We start from the raw sequence: 22,539 nt of genomic DNA on the forward strand, positions 1-22,539 counted from the left end.
CAACAGTTAACCATGAGTCTGCTAAAATATGAATTGGGCTCAAGGGATAAATTCCTGCAAAATGCGGGTAGAGGAAAAACGGAAGATGAAAAAAGCAATTAACTGCAACTCGATTCGGTGATCCTATTGAACAAAAATAAGACATTTGTACCAGTCGAAAAAATGAATGTTCAGCCAAACCTGAACAAGTCAGGCAAAAAAGCGCAACAGAAAGACCCGCACATGGTCAGCAGCATGGGCACAATGAGAATAGGCCCAAGTTTCAAGTCCCGCATTGCGGAACATGAAGGAAGAATTCTTGCCCTGGCAACAAGGGATGTAGTAACCCTCCCTCCCACTGCAACCATCATGGACGCAGTTAGGATTATGACTGAAAGAAGATTCAGGCGTATTCCGATCACAGACGCGGGAACAGGAAGGCTGGAAGGAGTCGTTACTTCTGTTGATATCATCGATTTCCTGGGAGGCGGCAGTAGGAACCTTCTTGTCGAAAACCGTTTCAAAGGCAACCTTTTGGCTGCAATAAACGAAGAAGTACGACAGATTATGGAAACTGATGTTGCGTACATCGATGACCAGGCAGATTTTAAAGAGGCCATTACAACAATGCTTGAAAGGAGGACCGGAGGCCTGCCAATAGTAAATGATGAAATGCAGGTCATCGCCATCTTTACCGAAAGAAATGCCGTGGAACTGATGGGGGGGATTGTGACAAACAAAACTGTTGATGAATATATGACCAAAAATGTCACAATGGTAACAACAGATACGTCCATCGGACATGCAGCAAAAGTAATGGTACAGAACAGATTCCGAAGACTTCCTGTAGTAAAGGACGGAATCTTTGCGGGAATAGTCACTGCCTCCGATATTGTCCATTTCCTTGGAAGAGGGGATGCATTCAGCAAGTTGACAACAGGAAATATTCATGAGGCTCTGGACCAGCCTGTAGGCTCTATTGTTTCAAAAGAACTGATCTGGACCAGCCCTGGCACAGATATGGGAAAAGCCATGGAAATCATGCTCGAGAAAAAGATAGGCTCACTTCCGATTCTGGAAGATGGAATGCTGCGCGGTATTATTACAGAGAGCGATTTCCTGAGAGGGTTTGAATTTTAAACAGGAGTTTTGGAATAAAACTTCTGCTAAACCGAAACAGAGCTAAATAAGCCAGACTAAAGCCCGGAAAAGCTATGGAAAATATCCGGGCACGCTTTAAAGAGTTTGGGAAAGGAGGCAAACTTCTTGGCTGGACAGACCAGAATAAACTCCGTATTCTAGATTTCTCTGGTATCTCGGAGCGCAGCTGGTCTTAAAACAGAGATTCGGAAGATGTCTTCTAACTGCCCGATACTTCCCAATTAATCTGTACTTCTACAAGACTTACAGGAAATAGACAGAAGTTATGTAAAATATCGAGATTTACAGCTGAAAATTGTAAAGTTTACGTTTAATTCAAAAACTATAATTGTTAATACTTATATATTGTAAAAATGAAGGAGGTATTTCATGAATGTGGCGGACATCATGAGTTCACCTGTGTACATTGTAAATGTAGATGAACCCGTGTCATATGCAAGAAATCTGATGTTAAGGCACAAAATCAGTACGTTGCTTGTCCTGAACGAGGACAAGATGGTGGGAATTGTCACGAAATCAGATATAGGAAACCGCCTGGCTCAAGCCGAACCTCTCTGGAGGAGAAGGCCGATAGACCAGATCCCTATAAAGCTGCTGATGACAGAATCCGTAATCACCATCTATCCCGAAGCCTCCATTTCCCAGGCAGCCGCCTTAATGCTTGAGAACGGAGTGCATGACATTCCGGTGGTAAAAAACAATATCGTAGGTATTGTCACCAGGACAGATATCGTGCGCTATGTTGCTGAACATTCGGAAGAAATAGATACAAGGATCCCCAAACTGATGACGGAAGATGTCGTTTCTGTTCACAGGCACCACACAATCAACCATGTGATAGACGAAATGAACAAAAACGAGATCGAAAGAGTGATCGTTAAAGACGATGCAGGAAAACCTGTGGGAATAATCTCAAAAAGAAGCCTTGCCTTAAACCTCTTAACTGATAACGAAGGCAAACTTTCAACAAAAAGCATCAAGCTGGCCCGGAAGTCTTCACCTGGAGGTCAGAAAACTTACAGATATGTAAAAGAAGTGCCTTTAACAGCGGAAGACATCATGGTTTCTCCAATAATATCCATTGATGTAAACGAGAAAATTAGCGCTGCTGCAAAACAATTGATTGAAGAAGAGGTAACGGCCCTGCCTGTCAGCGATGGTGAAGAAATAGTAGGAATAATTAGCAGGACAGACATTATGAAATCCGTGCTCTAAAAAGTGGATTAAGAAATAGAATCCAGTAAAAATTGAACATAAAAGAGAGCAAAGTACCTTTAAAAAGGTAAGAAGTAATAAACTATAGTAACTAACTATAGTAACTAACTATAGTAACGAACTATAGCAACTAACTATAGTAACGAACTATAGCAACTAACTATAGCAACTAACTATAGCAACTAACTATAACAGTAAGATCACGAAAGCACATATGGTACGGAGGTATGTACGGCAAAAAAGGAACAGAAAAGGATGGCTGAAAGCAAAAGAAGGATGCGAAACAGAAATTTGGAAAAACAGATGCATTAAGGTCTGTAAAAACGAAAGTTGCGAAAAATTGAAACTAAAACTCTGGATACGCATGAGGTGAAATGCATGCAAGTTAAAGACATAATGGTACAACCACACAAGATTGATAAGTCAGACACCATATCTCACGCCCTTGATCTCATGGAAAAAAAGGATACAAAGCGCCTGCTGGTAGTGCATGACAACCAGGTGCTCGGTGTACTAACCATGAGAAGTCTGACAGAGCAACTCGGAACTCGCAGGAAACTGAGCAAACCTGCATCCTCTTTGCATGTTGCAACAGCCGTATCCGACAACTTTGTAAGGGTTTTGCCAGATACCGATGTTAAAGATGCCCTCACTCTGATTAAAAAGAACGGAGGCGTGATCATTGTCACTGATAATGGAAACGCAATGGGCTGGGTGACCCCACAGGAATTTATGAAAGCAAACCGTTTCACAGGCTTCGCCGGGGAAGTTATGGAAAAAAACCCGATCACTGTCAGCCCCTCAGACCGTGTAAGCCACGCCAGACACCTTATCCTTGATGAGGATGTGGGAAGGCTACCGGTAATTGAAAATGGAAAGCTTGTAGGAATTGTTGCAGAAGACGACATCGCTTTTGCGATGCGCTCTTTCAGGGACCTGGTAGCTGACAACCAGCAGGACTCCAGAATCAAAAATCTGCTTGTTGGAGACATTATGACCCGCAGTGTAGTCAGTGTGTACACCAACACCCCCCTTTCAGATGCAGTTAATACCATGCTGGAACACAATGTCGGAGGTGTCCCTGTCCTTAATCTGGAAGAAGAACTGGTCGGTTTCCTCGCACGCAGGAATGTCGTAAACACAATCCAGGAATAAAATCTTAGATGGAAAAAAGAGAGGGAAAGAAAAAGGTCTGCCCCTTGAGGGACAGGCCTTCCTGATCTTTTAATATTTCCTGTTTTATCCGTGATCGGTTTTTATTAACTTTAATATTTCCTGTTTTATCCGAGATCAGTTTTCGCTTACCTGCGGCTACTTAGCATTTATTTCTGTTTTAGAATGACCTGTCTCCTCCAAGAAGGCCGCCGAGGATGTCACTTCCACCAATACCGGTCTGTTCTCCCCTATGCTGATTGGAAGCTGAAGCTGCATAGATTCTGTCAGCAAGGCGCGAGAAGGGCAGACTCTGCATGTACACAGTGCCGGGACCTGTCAGGGTAGCAAGGACAACTCCTTCCCCGCCAAAGAGGGCATTTTTAAAGTCCTTTGACCAGGTTATATCGTAATTCACTGTTTCAGTAAAAGCTGCCACACAGCCCGTGTCAACGTGGTAAGTCTCGCCTGCAGCCAGATCTTTTTTAATCACTGTGCCTCCGATATGGACAAAGGCAAGGCCGTTACCCCGCAGCCTCTGAAGAATGAAACCCTCGCCACCGAAAAGCCCTGCTCCGAGCTTGCGGGTGAAAGCTACTTCCACTTCTATTCCGCGAGCAGCACAGAGAAAAGCATCCTTCTGGCAGAGAATGCTGCCTCCAAACTTGCCAAGGTCAAGGGGGAGAATCTTGCCCGGATACGGAGCCGCAAAGGCCACATGCCCTTTTCCGGAGCCTTTGTGTGTAAAGCTTGTAATAAAGAAACTCTCCCCTGTCAGGGCTCTTTTCAGTCCCTTCTTCAAGCCTCCCAGGAGCCCGCCGCCTTCATTGCCCATACTTGTCTGCATCTGGATTCCGGGCCCCATATACGCCATAGCCCCAGCCTCTGCCTGAACAGCCTCGCCGGGGTCAAGCTCAATTTCAACGATCTGCATGTCGTTGCCAATAATCTCGTAGTCGATATCGTCAGCCATTTTGTAGTCTCCTGGCTTACATTAAAATTTAAGTACGGAAGAGATTAGAAGCTGCATACTTAAAAAGATTTTTGAGAAATTGGATTATTCTTTACAAACCAGCTGATTCCTTATTAGCCTGACCTGTCCTGAAACTCACTCTGGGAATGATAACTTATTTCATGCCTGAACACAGATAAACAAATATGAATAAAGGGGAAAATGGGGAAATTGATCCTGACTTTGTTGCGCGACTGGTTGACTACCTGGAGTTTGATGAAGGGAGAGTTCAACACCTTTTTGAAAAAAATTATCTTGCCAGGAATTGGGGAAAGCATGACTACCTTTTCCGCTTCGACAAAGAGATTTCACGTATAGAAAGGGGAACAGTGCTTTACGAAAAAGATGATTCGTTTGAAGTAATAATGGGTTTTCCTAAGATCCGGAGAGCCATGGTACTGGACCCCACGCTTAAAAAACATTTCAGCGGGCTTGAAAAGGTAACTGTTGAAGAAAAAATGAACGGGTATAATGTCAGGGTAGCAAACGTAAAAGGCGAGATTCTGGCAATCACCCGGAGCGGCTATGTCTGCCCTTACACGACTGAAAGGGCAAAAGAGAAGCTTGACCTGAGATTTTTTGACGACTTTCCTGAGCTTGTACTTTATGGAGAGATGCTGGGTCCTGACAATCCTTATGTTCCAAAAGAAATCTATGGTATCGAATCCGTGGAGTTCTACATCTTCGATATCCGAGAGAAGAATAGCGGCAACCCTCTTTCCATAGCAAGAAAACATGAAATTCTGGAAAAATACGACTTTCTGCAAGTTCGATCCTTTGGAAAAATTTCCCTGAAAACAGCCGCTGAAGAAATTGCTAAAATCATCCGGACACTTGGGGAAAAAGAGCACGAAGGTGTGGTGATAAAGGACCCAGAAATGGTTCTTGCCCCCCTGAAATATACTTCATCCCAGAGTAACTGCTCTGATCTCAGGCATGCCTTCAAGTTCTACAATGAAGCGGGCAGGGACTATATGCTCTCCAGAATTGTTAGAGAAGGTTTCCAGACGGTAGAATGGGATGAAAATGAAGCCGATTTCAAAAAGCGCTTTATGCAGCTTGGGGAAAGCATCCTTAACCCTCTAAGAGAGTCAATCCGGAGTGTAAAGAATGGTCAGAGGCTCTATGAGGAAGCCAAAATCAGGGTAAAGGACCTTAAAACCGCCGCAGAATTTGAGAATTATCTGAAAAGGCTTGGAATTGATACGATTTTTGAAGAACCGCAACCGATAGGAAACGAGTATCTGATAATTATTAAAAAAATAAATAAGAGCACCAATGATAAAACTCAGGCGATCTGGGAAGGAGAGGTCTGGTGACAGTGTTCACCTGGCCATAAAACCTATTTTTGGCTTTCTTGATTGATTTTTTTCTTTTTTCTGCTTGTTTTTCTTTGTTAATCACTTTTCTTTTTCTTGATTGATTTTCTTGGGAACAGTGCGAAAAGAAATATATTACAGTATATCCAACGCCTAAAAGTAATATATACCTATGTATACGGTGGAATTGCAGCAGCACTGAGAAAAATAAATATACTCCAAAAAATCGGTTTTTTGCCGCAAGATGTTCCCATTCCTGCAACCTAGCTTCAAGATCCCTTTGAATGGACTCAGTTCCAAAATCCAGTGATTAGTGTAAACTAAAAAATCACTGGATTTTGAAATTAGTTACATGCGTCTTCGGTTAAGTGAAGAATCATGATAAATTGCATCTATTTCCACAACAGTTGTATAAAAGTGTAACAGAGTGTGGGCTGGAGCAGAGTATCGATTTTAGCTAAAGAGGGCAAAGTTTGATGCAGATTTCTGGTACAAAATCGATAGCTTTCGGGCAAGAAAATTCCTTAACCGATGACCAATGGAATTGACTCTACTTTTAACCTTTTACATCGTTTGCTGTTATATTATGCATTGAACTTTCAAATGGTTTTGAATCTGCGAAATTATTCCAAGATGCAACATTAAAGAAACTTAGCCGAACAGAGGAAATATATTTAAATAGCTAATTGGCATGAGGGTGCTTACTATATATAAAGCATATAAAACAATTAGTTATCTTTCATATCGCAATTAAAAAAATAGGTGAACTGTATGAGTCTTTCTTATATAAAGATGACTATAAATTAACAATTCAAATATATATAATTTGTTAATTTATATTTTTCAAAAGATATAATTAAATATGTTGACCTCTATTCTTATTTTGGGTCATTGGAAAATAAAATCATTACGGAGGCCAAACAGTATGAATTTTGTTGTAGAGAGGTTAGAGGAGGAACAGATCAAATTATTAGTAGATGATAATGAAATCTCACCCATGGAATCATTACAGTCGTTGGTGTTGAAAATTCTTCACAAAGTAGGCAAACCGCTTCATATTGAAGATATTGAATCTGTGATTCTAAGGAAAGGATATTTTCAAGCTCATAATAAAGAAATTCCTGTAGTCGTGTCGCGGTCAATTACGCCTGTTTTAAGACGGGACAAAGGAATTTATAAAATTTCAAAAGGAGTTTATGGAGTGTATGAATCGAAGAACACTGAGATCACAAAGGAAAATTGTCCTAATTGTGAGAAAAAAATACATAGAAAACGTCACTTCTGTCCTTATTGTAGTTCCAACCTGACGTCGAGTTTTAATTTTAGTGGTAATTTACTAGATATAAAACGTCACTTCTGTCCGTATTGTGGCGCCGATCTGAATTGTCCGTGCTGCGGCATAAATTTGGTTTATAATTAATTTTTAATAGTGGAGGTAAGTAATTGATCGTAAAAATTTGAAATGATCATTATTCTCGCTTGGTCAGATTTGAAACTAATTCTTCTGCTGACGTTTCTCAATAACTGGCCTACACGATTTTATTTATTTAATACCCTTTTTGCCATATTTTAGGAATAACATTTAGAGTTCATCCCAAAACTTGATTTAACCTCATTATTGCTGTTAACATTACAACTCCCATATATGATATTTCTTTGATCTCATATCTTGGAAAAATTTTTTTTGTATGACTTTATCCAGCTAAAGAATCTTTCTACTGCACTTTCACATGAGATTGTTATATCATAAATGCACGAACATTATTATGTAGAACATAAGTTACGGATACATGTATGACACGGGCAGATAAAACAAAAACAGTAATATCAACCCAAACGCAGAGGGCAACATTGTCTTCTGAACAGGTGACATATGCTGCCTGTGCCACACATACAAGTCCAACCACATACCAAAATAGCGAACATTAACATTCACAGTGTTATATTACTTTTTTTTATATGTATACATGCCACTTATGTGAAATAGACTGTTCTCAGTGGTGCACTACTTACTCCGATCAACAAGCCAAAATCTCACAAATCATGCCCGTTTTTGGTCTATAGACGTTTTTGGAAACTAACACCTGAGTGTCTACCTGGTCCAACACAGGTAAGACTGGATACCTGGGACCATACCAGTAAATTTAGACTGTTCTTTGTAATGCATTCGTAATTCCGATCTTCATGTATAGTATTATGAACATCTTGTCTAGGAATGCATTACTAAGAACAGCCTGAGAACTGTCTAAGTTCTGTCTTTTTAATGTCTTTTTTGAGCTGTACTCTTACACATGTCTAATGTATACGATTATTATAAGTTCGTCTTTTCATGTCTTAAGTATGTATTTTTAGACAGTTGTCTACTGATATCGATGTCTTTAATAATGTATAAAAATAACAAATAAAAAGATTAATGGCACTATTTCCCAGTATATATACATACCGAAATTTTTTAGGCAAAATGTACCCTTAAATAAAGACATCGAGTACATGCGGCAACAGTTTAAAAAGACGTGCTTAAGACAAGTTTTTAAAATAGGTATCAAGTGAGCTTTTTTTTGATCATTTAAATAAGACATTGAAAAGACAAGAAAAGACAAAACATCAAAAAGGAATGTGCCATGTTGGTAAACATGACACACTTAAGCCGTGATTAGATAAGCCGTGATTAGATGATTTTCTTCTGTTCTTCATCCCAGAGATGTTTCATTTTCGCTTTATAGCGGTTTTCCTTTTCTTCCCATGTTGTGGGGGTGTGTCCTTGAGGATATCTGAGGACTACATTTTCATAGGCGTATGGCCGATATGATGGCCGTTTTCCCTGTGTTTTCAGAGTTGCTTGATCATCCTTACATAGCTGGCTTGCTCTCGCCTGTATCTGTCGAACGTTCATTGATATTGCGTTGCATTCGGCGACGAATTCATGATGTAATTCTTCAGATGTGAGTGTCGGAAGGAGGTTTTCTTGTGCATATATCATATACGCTTCTTCAATGGAGATCTTCATGGTGCGTTTTCCGAACTCGTGATCTATCATATCGCGGACGAAATACCTAATTGGGTGGGACTTCATGTCATATATGATTCCGTTCATTGCGATACTGCGCCCGTAACTGGTCTTGTCGAGTCTGAGCATCCTCTGGAGTCCTTCCACTGCCCACAGAAGAATCCCAGGGAGCTCTCCGCAGTTCTCCATTTTCTGTTCAATACCTCTGATAGTGGCTGACCCTGAAATCTTGTTCGGGAAATCCAGAATGACGAGCCTCCGCTTGAAACCGTCCGTGAAATCACTTGTTGATGGAACCCTATTAGCCGAAAATACCATTTTGGCGTGTGATCTGAATCTGAATGATCTTCCGTAAGGTTGCCTTGTTTCCAGCTCATCTTCTCCCGTGGCCATTTTAATATTTTCCGCGCTTAGGATGTTGGTCTGTTTCGTTTCTCCGCAGAGATTGGCGAGTTTTCCCTGAAGGGCTGCGAGTAAGAACTCGCTTTTAGGGTTGTTGATATCATGAAGTTGCATCGAACATATGTTTTCCTTCCCAAGTAGTTGTTCAATGATCCTGATGAGTGTACCCTTCCCATTAGACCCGTTTCCTATGAGGAAATACATGAGATGGAAGGTATATTGTCGGTAGAGCATGTATCCGATCATTTCTTGAATGACGTCTTTCTCCCACTCTACACCCTTTACCGTCTGGTCCATGTATGTATGGAACATTGTTGGGTATGGTGCATTTGGGTCCCAAGCCACTGGTATTTTGGAAAAGTACACTTTTTTTGGGTCGTGTGGTGTGAGGACCCCCGTACAAACATCAAGTATGCCGTTCTGCACTACAATGACATGGTCTGCGTCTGGCTCACATTGTGCAAGTGGCACATAAGTTTCCACTTTAAGGCGCTTCATCACATTGGATACATGTTCTGGGGATAGGACTACTCCCCTATCTTCACCCAAGTCATATATTATTTTAGATAATACCAGCTCTCCTTCTTCTTGTGGGTATATTCCGTCTTTGAAGAGTCTGGGATATTGGTCTCCTGTAGTGGTGGCCACTCCGCCCTGCATATACCTGATGACGTCATTTGTGATCACCTTGTATACAATTCCTTTTCCAGCGGGTGTCCCAAGATCCATTGGTGCGTTCAGGTACGGATCTACATGTATTGTTTGTTTGGGTGTTATTGTTTGTTTGGGTGTTATTGTTTGTTTGGGTGTTATTGTTTGTTTGGGTGTTTGGGAATTTTGTTGGCTTGTTATTGGGGTCGGTTCAATTTGGTCATTTATGTTTTCAGTTTGGGTATTTTCAGTCATTAATGTTCACCTTATGCAAGTTTTTTCACAGTAGATCGAAGAAACCGCCTGTAGTTTTTTGGTGTTCGTATGCATACAATGATCCCCTGATCCGCGTATCTTCCTACGGTCTTGGGGGATACTTTCAGGATCTGTGCAGCTTCTGTGGCACCAATCCATTCTGATTCATTTATGGATGTTTGTGCTCCCATGTAATATATCTCCATATTTATATATTTCAGTTGTTATATTAACAACTTAGATTATTATATAAAACTGTTTATATAAATACGTTGTCCCACTTGACCGTGTTGGCCATGAAAAAATATAAATATTTCAAAGGTGTTAGTATATATTGGGTATTTTCATATTCAAAGTGAAATCTGGTATGAGCTGGTCCCTCGTACCAGTATTACATCTATTTTTGGAATTAATCTACCGCCTGATTTTCTTATGTTGTCGTTTGCACACAGATTGCCTGGGCTGCCCAGTTCTAACACATGTGGGCCCATTTCGGGACTTGTCTTTATAGCAGTTTATAGCGAAAACAGATTATTTTACCCTTGTAGCGGTCAAGTAGGGCATACTGCTTAAATATAAAAATAATTAAATGTTGGGGCTATAACACAGATAATATTCTGAGGAATACTAACTGATGTTGGAAAAAACGCTTTTTTGGTGGTTCCAATTAAAATTATTTAAAATTGTTGGCCGCCCGTTTTAGTAAATTTGGATGACGAGCGGCTTTATTTTGTGTTTTGGATGTCATGTGAAACCGCATGATTCCAGTCAATACGTGCGTGGAAATACCCTGTGAAACCACTTGGGTATTTGAAAGTAGTATGGCTTTTTTTAGCGGGCATTCCCACGGAAGGCCCTTCTGAGTGATGTCCCTGCTTGCCCGAAATCATACGGAAGTCCCGATGGCACAGATTCTATTGATACCATTAAACCAGCTTAATTTTTTCAGTATGTGTCAATTTAGGGAACTGTTTGAAGTCATAACTATTGTATCATGTTACTTTGTGAGAAAATTAATAATTAACAGTATTAAACTTTTAATCTATAATATTTCTAAATATATTACAGACGTCCATGTGGTCCAACGTAACTCCATAACTTTTTAACAGTTGTATATTCTTCACAATTGTAAAGATTCAGTCTGACCAAAAATGCTCGGGAAATTTCTGACTGAAATTACGAATGGCGGATAACAAAACTTTAATAAGTCAAACTTATTAACTTATAAAAATTTCGGGAATGGAATTGTTAGCTCACTAACTATGATGACAGAACAATTCCTGGTCGTATTTTTCATATGTTGGAATGTGAAGAAGCTTATATTTTCCTTCATCTTTTCTTCGATTTGTGGTATTTTTCATACTTCGCAACAGTCACTACTATTTCAAACCCTTAACATGATATATATTTATATAATGAGATACATATATAACATTGGATATGAGAATGTCAATGACATACAAGAATTTCGCTCAGCACTTCGTGCATGCCTAACAATTCCACCGTCATTGTATTTGATCCAGCGGGATCATGTTCTTTTTCGGGGACATGGGCTTGCATCAGGGGATGTTCTCGAGCGAAACATTCTCTATACCAAAATAAGAAATCAGCCAGATAAAACTAATCTCAGACAGATGATTTTGTTTCTTTCACACCCAATCAGTTCCAATTGTTTGGTAATAAATCGTACAGGTTAATACACGATTCAAGCTCGGTTCTGATGTCCAGTAGAACTTGGTACTGGCTCATGTCAGTATATTTCTTGGATACCTGGTCATCTTTCAAGCTGTCCTCAATGTCTCGGATCGTCTGGGAGATGTATGCATTCACTGCCATAAACAGGGTATTTTCCTTATCCAGTTGGGACTGTACACGATCCCGAAACTCGAAGTATGTCCGATGTGCGTCCTTCCCATTATACATGAGTTGTTCAAGCACGGATTTTTTCTCATCCCGTAACTTATAGACGTCTTCGGTGAGCTCACGGACTGTTTGTAACACGTTATCAAAATACCCATTTTTGAGCTGATACTGGACCAGTATCAGGCTGAGATCTGTTTTTGCTTCGCTAAACAGTTCCTTCGTATTAATCATCAGATCCAGACCCGTGTCCGAAATGTCGTATGCTGAGGTTTTGAGATCAAATGTAATCAGACTTAGGTAGAAGTTTTCTTCCCTGGGAATAGTATCATTCAAATTACTGGAATTGAACCTTTTACGATCTGCATTTGGATATTCCAGTATTCGAATGATTGAAATAGCAATTTCATGAACTTCCTGAGGACTGAAACTTCGGTCAGGATACACGACTCTTAATATACCAGTATAATGAGCTTCGATTTCGGACAGTGGTACGGTCCTATTTTTCAATTTCGACGATTTTGTATAATCCCAGTACATTACAAAATAATACAAGTAGTTGCCCATATAACTCTATTGATCGACGCAAAATATTCAGGCATGAATCTAAATAGTAAAACATGCGATTCTAAATTCTATACATGTGTGCACCTGCGGAATATCTGATTGAAATTGGAACAACTGGTCGTTTACGGTAAATTCAAATTTTTCTTCAAACACCTCGAATAATCTTGATATTTTTGTTTATTTCTTTTCACCAATTGGCATATCCTTCAGCTTCATATATTCACAGAGTGCACGATGTGAATATCGTGCATCATCTTTTCCAGTTGGATCACTCTTTAACGATTTATCCAGAGCAGATTGGTGGTGACCATCACATCTCCAGCGTGCTATCCGCTCAAATATGCATCTACAGCGGTTCTGAGCGGAACGCTCAATTCCTCTCATATGAGTGTATGGAATTTTTTGGTCGTTATTGAGAGCGTCGGAAAAGTCTGAAATCTATAACTTATCGCACACAGTAATTGAAATTTAAAGTAGTAAATCGGCATCATGCGGAATTGTTAAATTTATGTACAATGATCAAATTGGGCAAATTTTTGGAAATTATGGACTTTTCCGACGTTATCTTATTAGGAAAAGTTATTAATAGAACAATTTTAAAGATGTTGTGGATTTTAAAACTATATTAAATAGTTATCAGGGAAATTAACATTAGTAAATATCGGCAAAAAATGATAAGGAATCGATAAAAATCTTAGGAGTAGCAACTTGGGGTAGAGAATGAATACTGTCAGCTTAACGGCACAACAAAAAAAAGCTATCAAATATGTTGATGGACCTTTGTTAATAGTTGCAGGTCCAGGAACTGGAAAGACAAGCGTCTTAGTCGAAAAAATTGTTTATCTTGTAGAGGATAGAGGTTTTGATCCCAATCGAATTTTGGTAAGCACATTCACCATTAAATCGGCTGAAGAACTTAAAGACAGACTAAGGGTAAAATTGGGCGATAAAGTAGAAAGTATGCAAATATCTACTATTCATTCTTTCTGTAATAAAATGCTTCAAACTTTTCCCGAATACCATAATTTTGGTAATGTTTTCAATGTACTTGATGATTTAGATCAATTCATTTACGTGAACAAAAATTATTGGAATTATGGTTTAAAAGAATTTGCTTCAGATATTGATGTGGATAAGCTGATCAATTTCTATAATAAATGCACGGAAAATGATGTAAACCCTTCAGAACTTGCGAAATATCATAAGAAAAAGGGTTCCTCAGAAAGGGATTTAGCTATTGCAAAAAGTTATGAGATTTATTTGGGTAATCTTCTTAATCCGAATGATACCCGATTAGATTTTGCTTTATTACAGAGAGAGTTTTATCATTTGCTACTGAAAAATCAGGACGTCCTTAAGATTGTCAGGGACATGTATGATTACATTTTAATTGATGAATACCAGGATACAAACCCCATTCAAGATGCGATTTTCAAGCTGATTTCCGATCCAAAATATAACATTACCGTGGTTGGTGACGAAGACCAGAGTATATATGGTTTTAGGGGTGCATCAGTCGAGAATTTCAGAACATTTTTAGAGCGGTACCCTGAAGCTAGGAAACTGGAATTAGAGGAGAACTTTCGTTCCACCAAGGAAATCGTAGCTTGTTTTGATCATTTCATGAAACCCCACAGGACATTTGAGAAAAAAATATTCACCAATAATGCTGAATTCTCTAAATCAATTTTTATCACTGGTGAAAATTCACAAGAAGAAGCAAAAAATATTGTTCAGTGGATTAATGACCTTGTGAAAAATAACAATGTCAAATATGAAGATATTGCAATACTATTTAAAAGTGTGAGGCTCCATTCTACAGACGTTATTTATGAATTGGAAAATAATAAGATTCCTTTTTTAACCACTGGTGACAGCTCGCTTTTAACTCAAGATGAGATTAAGGATTTGATTATATTAATGTTATATGTTAATTCATACAAACCCAACGATTATCAAAAAAGATGGCTTTTTGACCACAACGTTTTAGCTTCAGACTTTTTGGGAATGAATGAAGACACAATTCAGAAACTAAATGAAAATGTAGATATCTATAACCTGTTAGAATCATTTGATCACGATAAACTACTAAGGTTAAACATCTCTGCGGAAGACTCTGAAATACTGATCAACTTAAGAAATCTTAAAAAGCAACAGAGTAGAAATCCTGTTAGTCAGTTACGTTTATTCTATAAGATCCTTGATGCTACAAAATACCACTACAGGCTGTTTAAGGAACTCTTGACAGAACATGATGGAAATGCAGGTATTAAAATCAAGAATCTATCTAAATTCTCCAACATTATCCATAAATTTGAAGAAAATACCCACTCTAAAGAATTCAAATCACTCTTGTATCAGTTGGGTAGAATACCAGAAAGGAAGATGGGAGATGCAGCTTCATTTGAAGATTTAGATGCAGTAAAACTGATAACTATTCACCAGGCAAAAGGGCTTGAGTTTCCAGTTGTCATACTTGCAGGCGTCACCAACAGGCGCTACAATAGGAATCAACCAGATGATGATTTTATCATAGAAATTCCAAAAGAATTAATGCTTGATAAGCACGAATTCGATAGAGGAGAAGAAATTCAAAGAACATTCTATGTTGGTCTTTCTAGAGCCAAAAAAATACTTGCAATAAGCACGATTGATGGGAAAGGCAGCAATCCATCCAAATTTATTGATGATATTGGACAAGACTTATTTATCGATAGGCATCAGTTTGACAAGAAATTATCAGATAACGAGCATTATGAACCACCAAAAGAAAAAACGAAGTTGAGTTATTCTGCAGTTAGTTCGTACATTGACTGTCCATTCAGGTTTTATCTTAGAGACTACTTAGAATTCCAAACACCAACTGATTACTATCAGGTATATGGAGTTATTGTTCATAATGCTCTGAAGAAACTTCATATCCTAATTAAAGAAGGAAACGAAGTTTCAATTCAAGACATCATAGATACTGTGGATCTCTACTGCAAGGATGACGATAGCAGAAAAAAATGGCGAGACGAGCTTATAACCGATTTATGGAATTATTACGAGAAAACATCTGAGTTCATCAAAGAAGTGGTAGATGTTGAATTGCCTTTTTCATACATCGATTCGGATTTGGTGGTTAATGGTCAGGTTGATTTAGTCATTAAAAATAAAAATGAAGAAATTGAGATCATCGACTACAAATCAAGGTATAAAGAAGGGCTTCACAGGATGAATGTTGATATCCAACTCAGAATCTACAACGTTGCCTTAAACAATAAATACACTGATAAAATTAAAACAATAAGTGCATATACTTTTAAAGATAATCAACAGACCAGGTTTACAAATACGGAAGAAGATTTGGAAAAAACTAAAGAGCTTATTAAATCAATATCAGGCTCAATCGAAATGAAACAGTTTAAGAGAAACTGGCACGGACCTTTTTGTGAAACAAGAACAGGAAAATGTGATTTTTATCATATTTGCTATCAATTAGAAGAGGACGTTCAAAATGGTGAATGAAGAACGAATTAAAGAATTAAAGTTACTTCTAAAAGACTTATTTCAGTTTGAGAATAACGATCTGGACTTTGGAATATACAGAATTATCAATATCAAGAAGAAGGAAATATCAGAGTTCATAGATCACGAATTGTTTGAGATTATAAGTGAAGGAATCAAGACTGTAGAAGGTAATACTGGGGTACAAAAAAGTCTCGAGTCTCTGAAAAAGGAAATTGAATCGACTTTTGGTTGCGAGATTCAGGAAGCGAAGAAGAAATACGCGGAAACGCCAAAAGTAAGGGATTATCTGGATAAAGAAAAAGAGCTTAAGATAGCTGATAAAGAAAATGATATTGAAGAAGAAATCTATGATGACATCATCAACTTCTTCTCAAGATATTATGACAACGGAGACTTCATCTCAAAAAGAAGATACTCAAAAGAAAATAAATATGCAATCCCCTACAATGGAGAAGAAGTATATCTTTATTGGGCAAACAATGACCAGTACTACATAAAAACAACAGAGAAATTCAAGACCTATTTATTCACAGCAGGAGACACAAAAGTCAATTTTGAAATTGTTAGCGAAGATGTGGATGTCGAAAAGAATAACATCAAAGACTCTAAAAATAAATTCTTTTTGTTCAATGATGCTGAATATGACCCAAAGAATAAGATATTATCAATTAAATTTGGATACAGAGGACTTATCCCAGAAGAAGAAAAGGAAACTGCAGAAATAACTAAGAAAACAAGAATAGGCAAGGATGAAGTTAACAAATACAACTTACAAAAAATTCAGGAAAGAATAGGTATCTATGGTTTGTCTAATTTACAAAAGAAACACATCAAAATGGATGGGGAAAAATCTGAAAGTTCTGAGCTCGAATGGCATCTTAACAAATACACAACAAAAAACACATCAGATTATTTCATACACAAAAACTTAAAGAGATTCTTAGGACAAGAACTTGACTTCTACATCAAGAATGAACTATTGCACATTGATGACATTGATTCAAAAGAAGACTTAAACATAAATCTGAAACGAATCAGAGTATTAAAGGAAATATCATTAAAGATTATAGAATTCTTAGCACAAGTAGAAGAATTCCAGAAGAAGTTCTGGGAAAAGAAGAAATTCGTTATCTCAACGGATTATTGCATAACACTTGATTATGTAGATGAGAAATACTATCCTGAAATTCTAAAAAACAAAGCTCAGCTTGAAGAATGGAATAATTCATTTTCCTTTGATGTAGAAGCAGAAGCAAAAAAACTCAAAGGAAAACTTACAGGAGTTGGAAAAGGAGATGAAGAGAATAAATTACAACTTTTAAAAGAAAATCCAACCTTAGTCATAGACACAAAATTCTATGATGTTGATTTCAAATATCAATTGTTAAGTAACATTGATAATATTGATGAGAAGACAACTGGAATTCTAATTAACTCTGACAATTTCCATGCATTAAACTTACTTCTTAATAAATATGAAAGGAAAATCAAATGTTGCTATATAGATCCACCTTATAATACTGGAAATGATGGTTTTTTGTATAAAGATGGCTTTAGTCATAGTAGTTGGCTGTCTCTATTAAGCGAAAGATTGGAGAAAGGGAAAGTTTTACTATCATTAGATGGGGTCATATTTGCAAGTATCGATGATAATGAAAATGTTAATTTAAGATATCTTTTCGATAGAATTTTTGGATCCGATAATTTCGAATCTCAAATTATAGTGCAATCAAACAAGAGGGGTCAAACTTACAAATCTGTAGCCAAGACTCACGAGTATCTATTATTATACGGTGCTTCAAAAGAAGCTATCATTAACGAATTACCCAAAGAAATAGGTGAAAATAGTTTAAAAGATGAAAATGGACCTTACGAATTATGGGAATTAAGAAATAGAAACCCGAAATTTGGAAGATTTAACCGACCTAATCTTTTTTACCCAATTTATGTAAATCCGAATTCTCTAAACGAAGAAGGATATGCTAAAATTTCATTGTATAATACAAAAGAATACGATGTTGAAGTTTTTCCATTAAATAGTGAAGGTAAAGATTCTTGTTGGAGGTGGGGGACCGTAAAAGTTTCTGATGCAATTAAAAACAATGATTATTCTATATTAATTGCTAAGAAAAAACGTGATGGTGGGTGGAATATTTATGAGAAATCAAGAAAAAGTGGTACTGCTCCCAAATCTCTCTGGACAGAAAAAGAAATGATTAATGAACAAGGTACTGTTGAATGCAATAAATTAGGATTAAGAGAATTTGGATTTCCAAAACCAGTATCATTAATAAAACAATGTGTCCAAATTGGTTCCCAAAGGTCTGATTATGTTATTGATTTCTTTGCAGGGTCTGGAACTACTGGGCACTCAGTATTGAAGCTAAATAAAGAAGATAGTGGAAGCAGGAAGTTTATTCTTGTTGAAATGGGTCAATACTTTGATACAGTTACTAAGCCAAGAATCTTGAAAGTTATTTATTCCGATAACTGGAAAAATGGAAAGCCACTAGATAACGATGGTTCAAAAAAGCAGATTATCAAATATCAGACTCTTGAACAGTATGAAGACTCATTGAATAATATTGATTTTAAACAGCCAAATAAGCTTGCTCTCGAGTCAAAAGATTACAATATTAAGTACATGCTTGATTTTGAGTCGAGAGATAACAACGTTTTCCTGAACTTGGATGCACTGAATAATCCTTTTGAATATAGACTCAAGGTCGAAAATAATAATGAAATTAAGGAATTCAATATTGACCTTGTTGAGACATTTAATTATATTGCAGGTATTGATGTCAAGAAAATACAGAAGAAACAGGATCAAGAGGTAGATTACATCATTGTAAAGGGGCAACGTAATGAGAAAGACGTCATCGTTATTTGGCGTAATAAGTCTGAAGGTTTTGACCCAATACGTGATAAAGAATTTGTCCAAAAAGAAATTCTCACAGAAGAGTATGACGAGATTCTTGTCAATGGCAATTCTTTGATTCCTTATGCAAAGTCTGTAGATGAAATCTTCAAAGCCAATATGTTTGAGGGATATAATGTCTAAGGATGAAAAAAAGCTTCAAAATTATCTCCTCCTTAACAGATATCTTTCTTCTCCATTTGGTTTTAAGGATATAAATGACTTTCGCAGATTACTTAAATCTGAAGAAGGGGTTAGTCAACAGAAGAAATTCTACTTTACGGAAGCGTTGCAGACTTTGAAGATTTCCGAGGAATTACGACAGAAACTTAACCTGTATGATGAAAACATTCAGAGTTATCTAATTCATATAAATCAAAAACGGGATCCTCCGATTGTTCTTAAACATTTCCAATATGTAGCCATTCTACTAACCGAAATTTATTTGGATAGGTATTATAATGAATTCGATAATTTACGCTCAGATCTCACAAAATTTGTACTGGAACTAAATACTAAAGAGAAAAAAACAGGAGCTCATACATATCCCTATCCTGACAAGCGTTTTATGCAGAAGCTTGCTTTCTGGTCAGCTACGGGCAGCGGCAAAACGTTGATTATGCATATTAACATGCTCCAAATCCTGAAATACAACAATAGGAAATATGATAATTTACTGCTGATAACCCCAAATGAAGGTCTTTCAACACAACATATCAGGGACCTAGAGTTTAGCAGTATTGAACATAAAAAGTTTGAAGCTCAAAAAACTCTTGATGACTGGATTCTTCGGGATCCAATTAAGGTTATTGAAATTTCCAAAATTAAGAACGATGTGACAAGCCAGGATGGTAAAACAGTATCTGTGGACTCATTTGGGGAAAACAACATTATTTTTGTTGATGAGGGGCATAAAGGTCACTCAACAGAGGCACAGACCTGGAAAAACATACAAAAAAAGCTTTCAGGAAAAGGTGGCTTCACATTTGAATATAGTGCCACGTTTGGGGAAATCACTGGAAAAGAAGATACCTTTAATGAGTATGCGTCATCAATAGTTTTTGACTATCGTTATAAGTATTTCTACGAAGATGGGTTTGGTAAAGATTACAACATCCTCAACCTTAAAAATAAAAATGAATATGGTGACGAGTATTTCACAGGGTCAATTCTATCATTGTATGAGCAAAAAATATACTACAAAAATTATACCAGTCAGATAAAACCTTTTAATCTTGAAGATCCTTTAATGCTTTTTGTTGGAAGTAGTGTCAGTGGAAAGAAAAGTGATTCGGATGTCTTGAAAGTTGTAGAATTTCTTGCAAGATTTGTCAATGAAAAAGATGGGTTCAGTAAACTTATCAATAACATACTTACTGATAAGTCCAATCTGGTTGATGATAATGACCAACCGTTATTCGGCACAAAATTCCCTTATCTAAGAGATTTGATTCGGACTAATACTAAGAAAATCGAGGATATATATGAAGACATCCTAAAAGTTTTGTTCCACGTTAAAACTTCGAAAACTCTACAATTCATAGAACTGAAAAGTGCCAAAGGGGAAATAGGATTAAGATTCGATTCAGAGTATTTTGGTGTCATAGATATTGGAGACACAAGTACTTTCCTTGAATTAGTTGAAAGTGGGAATATTTATTTTCAAATAGGCCAAAAATCAAATTTTGAGCAATCTCTATTTCATAAAATAGATAAGAAAAATTCCCCAATAAACTTTTTGATTGGTTCTAAAAAGTTCATTGAAGGATGGAACTCTTACAGGGTATCTTCAATGGGGCTCCTCAACATTGGAAAAAAAGAAGGTGCCCAAATTATCCAATTGTTCGGGCGTGGAGTAAGGCTGAGAGGATATGATAATTGTCTAAAACGAAGTTACGTCTTGGATGATGAAAGTAAGATCCCTACTGATGTTAGAATCCCAAATAATCTGACCGTTCTTGAGACACTTAACATATTTGGATTGAATGCGAATTATATGGCAACTTTCAAAAAAACGTTAGAAGAAGAAGGTGTTGAGGAATATGAAAAAATTATCTTAAAAATTAAACCAACTATGCCATATACAGCTTTGTACGTTCCGCGTTGCTCTGATGATGAGACGGATTTTGTAGGTTCCCACCAAATTGTTTCTCTTGGTCAAAACATTTCGCAGATAAAAATGGATTTAAGCTCAAAGATAGATGTCTTGGAATCCCGAGAGTCATTCAAGCAAGTTGATTCAGATTCGCCAGTAATATCAAATGTTATTGACGATGAAATACTAAATTTAATCGACTTCGAAGCTGTTTATATTGAATTACTCAAATACAAAGATCTTAAAAAATACTCAAATATATACTTCTCAGAAGAAGACCTTAAAAAAATTCTCTCTAAAAGAAATTATTTAATTTTATGCAAGAAAGAGATTCTTAAGCTGTCAAAATTTGAAGAGCTTACGAAAATTGAAAAAATTCAAGAATATGTTGTCCAGCTTTTAAAATCTCATATAGATAAAGTGTACAATTATGAGAAATATCATTGGTATCAGAAGAATCTAAATTATGAGGCCATCAGTCAAGAAGACGGTTCATTAATTCCAAAAGAATATGTTTTCACCATCAATGCAAACGCTCAAACATTGATTAGGGATGTAAGAGATCTAACAAACGAGCTTAAAAATTTTGTGAGATTAAATTCAGAAGTTAGTGACATCATCTATGACGAAAACACTTCATATTTATATGAAAGAAGCAAAATTCTTGATTTCTTCGCATTAAACGTCCACTTATTCAAGCCATTGATTTATAAAAACTCAAATTCTAAAGATTTGGAGTTCATAAAAATTAGTCCCGTAAACATTGTGGAAAGCGAAAGAGATTTCATTAAACTTTTGGACAAATATCTCGAAGATGACAATAAAAGCCAACAGTTTGAAGAAATATATCTCCTCCGAAATCCTTCCAGAAAAGGAATAGGATTCTTCGAAACCAAAAACTTCTATCCAGACTTTATTCTCTGGACGATAAAAGGAAACGAACAAACTATTACATTTATTGAACCCCATGGATTGCAAATGACCGATCCAGATGATGAAAAACTATATCTGTATCATGAAATAAAGAACATTGAGGCAGAACTGAAGACAAAATCAAAGCTAAACATAAAATTGAACTGTTTCATAATCTCCCCAACAAAATGTGGAGACTTGAAATGGAAAGCAACTAAAGAAGAATTACTAGATAAAAATATACTCTTCCTTGAAGACGGTATAGAAGTTGTCGAACACTTGTTTAAGAAAATATCCCAAGATTATTAAAGATGGAATTGAGTCATCATGCAATATTCCAGTCAAGTCATTCCTGGATTGCTTAATGAAATTTAATCGAGAAAGAAGTCGGGCGTTTCGCGCCCGATTAAAGCACAAATAATTACGAAAGTTTTATTTATGGTTGAAGCATATAGGACTTACGCGGTTGAACTGAAAATCAATAATATTAAACCTTCAACTGTGCAAAATGTGGATTTAGCT

12 protein-coding genes are annotated in these 22,539 nt (G+C 37.0%); 8 read left to right on the forward strand and 4 right to left on the reverse strand.

The genetic code is table 11. The annotated features are described in order from the left end of the window. The first annotated feature begins 117 nt into the window (after nucleotides 1-117). From EO93_RS09295 to EO93_RS09305, 3 genes are all read left to right on the forward strand, one after another. The gene (locus EO93_RS09295; RefSeq protein ID WP_048133523.1) at nucleotides 118-1,119 is read left to right on the forward strand and encodes a CBS domain-containing protein; all 1,002 of its coding nucleotides are present in this window, start codon (nucleotides 118-120) and stop codon (nucleotides 1,117-1,119) included. Nucleotides 1,120-1,509: 390 nt separating this feature from the next. Beyond that, nucleotides 1,510-2,355, forward strand: coding sequence for a CBS domain-containing protein (locus EO93_RS09300; protein ID WP_048162172.1), 846 nt, complete (start codon nucleotides 1,510-1,512; stop codon nucleotides 2,353-2,355). 378 nt (nucleotides 2,356-2,733) lie between these two features. Next, nucleotides 2,734-3,510 carry a CBS domain-containing protein gene (locus EO93_RS09305; protein ID WP_200895220.1) on the forward strand — a complete coding sequence of 259 codons (777 nt, stop codon included), beginning with the start codon at nucleotides 2,734-2,736 and terminating at the stop codon, nucleotides 3,508-3,510. Nucleotides 3,511-3,688: 178 nt separating this feature from the next. Here EO93_RS09305 and EO93_RS09310 read toward each other — a convergent pair whose 3' ends face one another. Continuing rightward, nucleotides 3,689-4,480 (reverse strand): TIGR00266 family protein, encoded by a 792-nt coding sequence (locus EO93_RS09310; protein ID WP_082105962.1) that lies wholly within the window; start codon nucleotides 4,478-4,480, stop codon nucleotides 3,689-3,691. Between the two features lie 185 nt (nucleotides 4,481-4,665). Between EO93_RS09310 and EO93_RS09315 the strand changes: the two genes are divergently transcribed. Both EO93_RS09315 and EO93_RS09320 read left to right on the forward strand, forming a co-directional pair. Further along, nucleotides 4,666-5,838: an RNA ligase gene (locus EO93_RS09315; protein ID WP_048162174.1), complete on the forward strand. Its 1,173-nt coding sequence runs from the start codon at nucleotides 4,666-4,668 to the stop codon at nucleotides 5,836-5,838. A gap of 925 nt (nucleotides 5,839-6,763) precedes the next feature. Next, a complete protein-coding gene (locus EO93_RS09320) occupies nucleotides 6,764-7,258 on the forward strand; it encodes a hypothetical protein (protein WP_048162176.1) in 495 nt (164 codons plus the stop codon). Nucleotides 7,259-8,506: 1,248 nt separating this feature from the next. Here the strand turns inward: EO93_RS09320 and EO93_RS09325 are convergent. The 3 genes from EO93_RS09325 to EO93_RS09335 all read right to left on the reverse strand — a co-directional run bounded on the left by EO93_RS09325 (nucleotide 8,507) and on the right by EO93_RS09335 (nucleotide 12,460). Next, nucleotides 8,507-10,153, reverse strand: a complete 1,647-nt coding sequence (locus tag EO93_RS09325; RefSeq protein WP_048162178.1) for a phage/plasmid primase, P4 family — start codon at nucleotides 10,151-10,153, stop codon at nucleotides 8,507-8,509. 11 nt (nucleotides 10,154-10,164) lie between these two features. Beyond that, nucleotides 10,165-10,344, reverse strand: coding sequence for a helix-turn-helix domain-containing protein (locus tag EO93_RS09330; protein WP_048162180.1), 180 nt, complete (start codon nucleotides 10,342-10,344; stop codon nucleotides 10,165-10,167). Nucleotides 10,345-11,812: 1,468 nt separating this feature from the next. Next, a complete protein-coding gene (locus tag EO93_RS09335; protein WP_156161280.1) occupies nucleotides 11,813-12,460 on the reverse strand; it encodes a hypothetical protein in 648 nt (215 codons plus the stop codon). A gap of 840 nt (nucleotides 12,461-13,300) precedes the next feature. On the opposite strand from EO93_RS09335, the gene EO93_RS09340 reads away from it, so the two are divergent. The 3 genes from EO93_RS09340 to EO93_RS09350 are packed head-to-tail and all read left to right on the forward strand — an operon-like array spanning nucleotide 13,301 to nucleotide 22,326. Next, nucleotides 13,301-16,090 (forward strand): ATP-dependent DNA helicase, encoded by a 2,790-nt coding sequence (locus EO93_RS09340; protein WP_048162184.1) that lies wholly within the window; start codon nucleotides 13,301-13,303, stop codon nucleotides 16,088-16,090. Beyond that, complete coding sequence (locus EO93_RS09345) at nucleotides 16,080-19,154, forward strand: site-specific DNA-methyltransferase (protein WP_048162186.1); 3,075 nt, start codon at nucleotides 16,080-16,082, stop codon at nucleotides 19,152-19,154. Before EO93_RS09340 ends, EO93_RS09345 begins: the two co-directional genes overlap by 11 nt. Continuing rightward, nucleotides 19,147-22,326 carry a DEAD/DEAH box helicase family protein gene (locus EO93_RS09350; protein ID WP_048162188.1) on the forward strand — a complete coding sequence of 1,060 codons (3,180 nt, stop codon included), beginning with the start codon at nucleotides 19,147-19,149 and terminating at the stop codon, nucleotides 22,324-22,326. Before EO93_RS09345 ends, EO93_RS09350 begins: the two co-directional genes overlap by 8 nt. Nucleotides 22,327-22,539: the final 213 nt, after the last annotated feature.

Origin of the sequence: Methanosarcina sp. 1.H.A.2.2, from assembly GCF_000979975.1 — an archaeon.
Lineage (GTDB): Archaea > Halobacteriota > Methanosarcinia > Methanosarcinales > Methanosarcinaceae > Methanosarcina.

Bases quoted from the DNA above. Each gene is read 5' to 3' on its own strand.
- EO93_RS09345 (WP_048162186.1), top strand. From the start codon at position 16,080: ATGGTGAATGAAGAACGAATTAAAGAATTAAAGTTACTTCTAAAAGAC.
- EO93_RS09340 (WP_048162184.1), top strand. From the start codon at position 13,301: ATGAATACTGTCAGCTTAACGGCACAACAAAAAAAAGCTATCAAATAT.
- EO93_RS09320 (WP_048162176.1), top strand. From the start codon at position 6,764: ATGAATTTTGTTGTAGAGAGGTTAGAGGAGGAACAGATCAAATTATTA.
- EO93_RS09305 (WP_200895220.1), top strand. From the start codon at position 2,734: ATGCAAGTTAAAGACATAATGGTACAACCACACAAGATTGATAAGTCA.
- EO93_RS09325 (WP_048162178.1), bottom strand. From the start codon at position 10,153: ATGACTGAAAATACCCAAACTGAAAACATAAATGACCAAATTGAACCG.
- EO93_RS09310 (WP_082105962.1), bottom strand. From the start codon at position 4,480: ATGGCTGACGATATCGACTACGAGATTATTGGCAACGACATGCAGATC.
- EO93_RS09330 (WP_048162180.1), bottom strand. From the start codon at position 10,344: ATGGGAGCACAAACATCCATAAATGAATCAGAATGGATTGGTGCCACA.
- EO93_RS09300 (WP_048162172.1), top strand. From the start codon at position 1,510: ATGAATGTGGCGGACATCATGAGTTCACCTGTGTACATTGTAAATGTA.
- EO93_RS09315 (WP_048162174.1), top strand. From the start codon at position 4,666: ATGAATAAAGGGGAAAATGGGGAAATTGATCCTGACTTTGTTGCGCGA.
- EO93_RS09350 (WP_048162188.1), top strand. From the start codon at position 19,147: ATGTCTAAGGATGAAAAAAAGCTTCAAAATTATCTCCTCCTTAACAGA.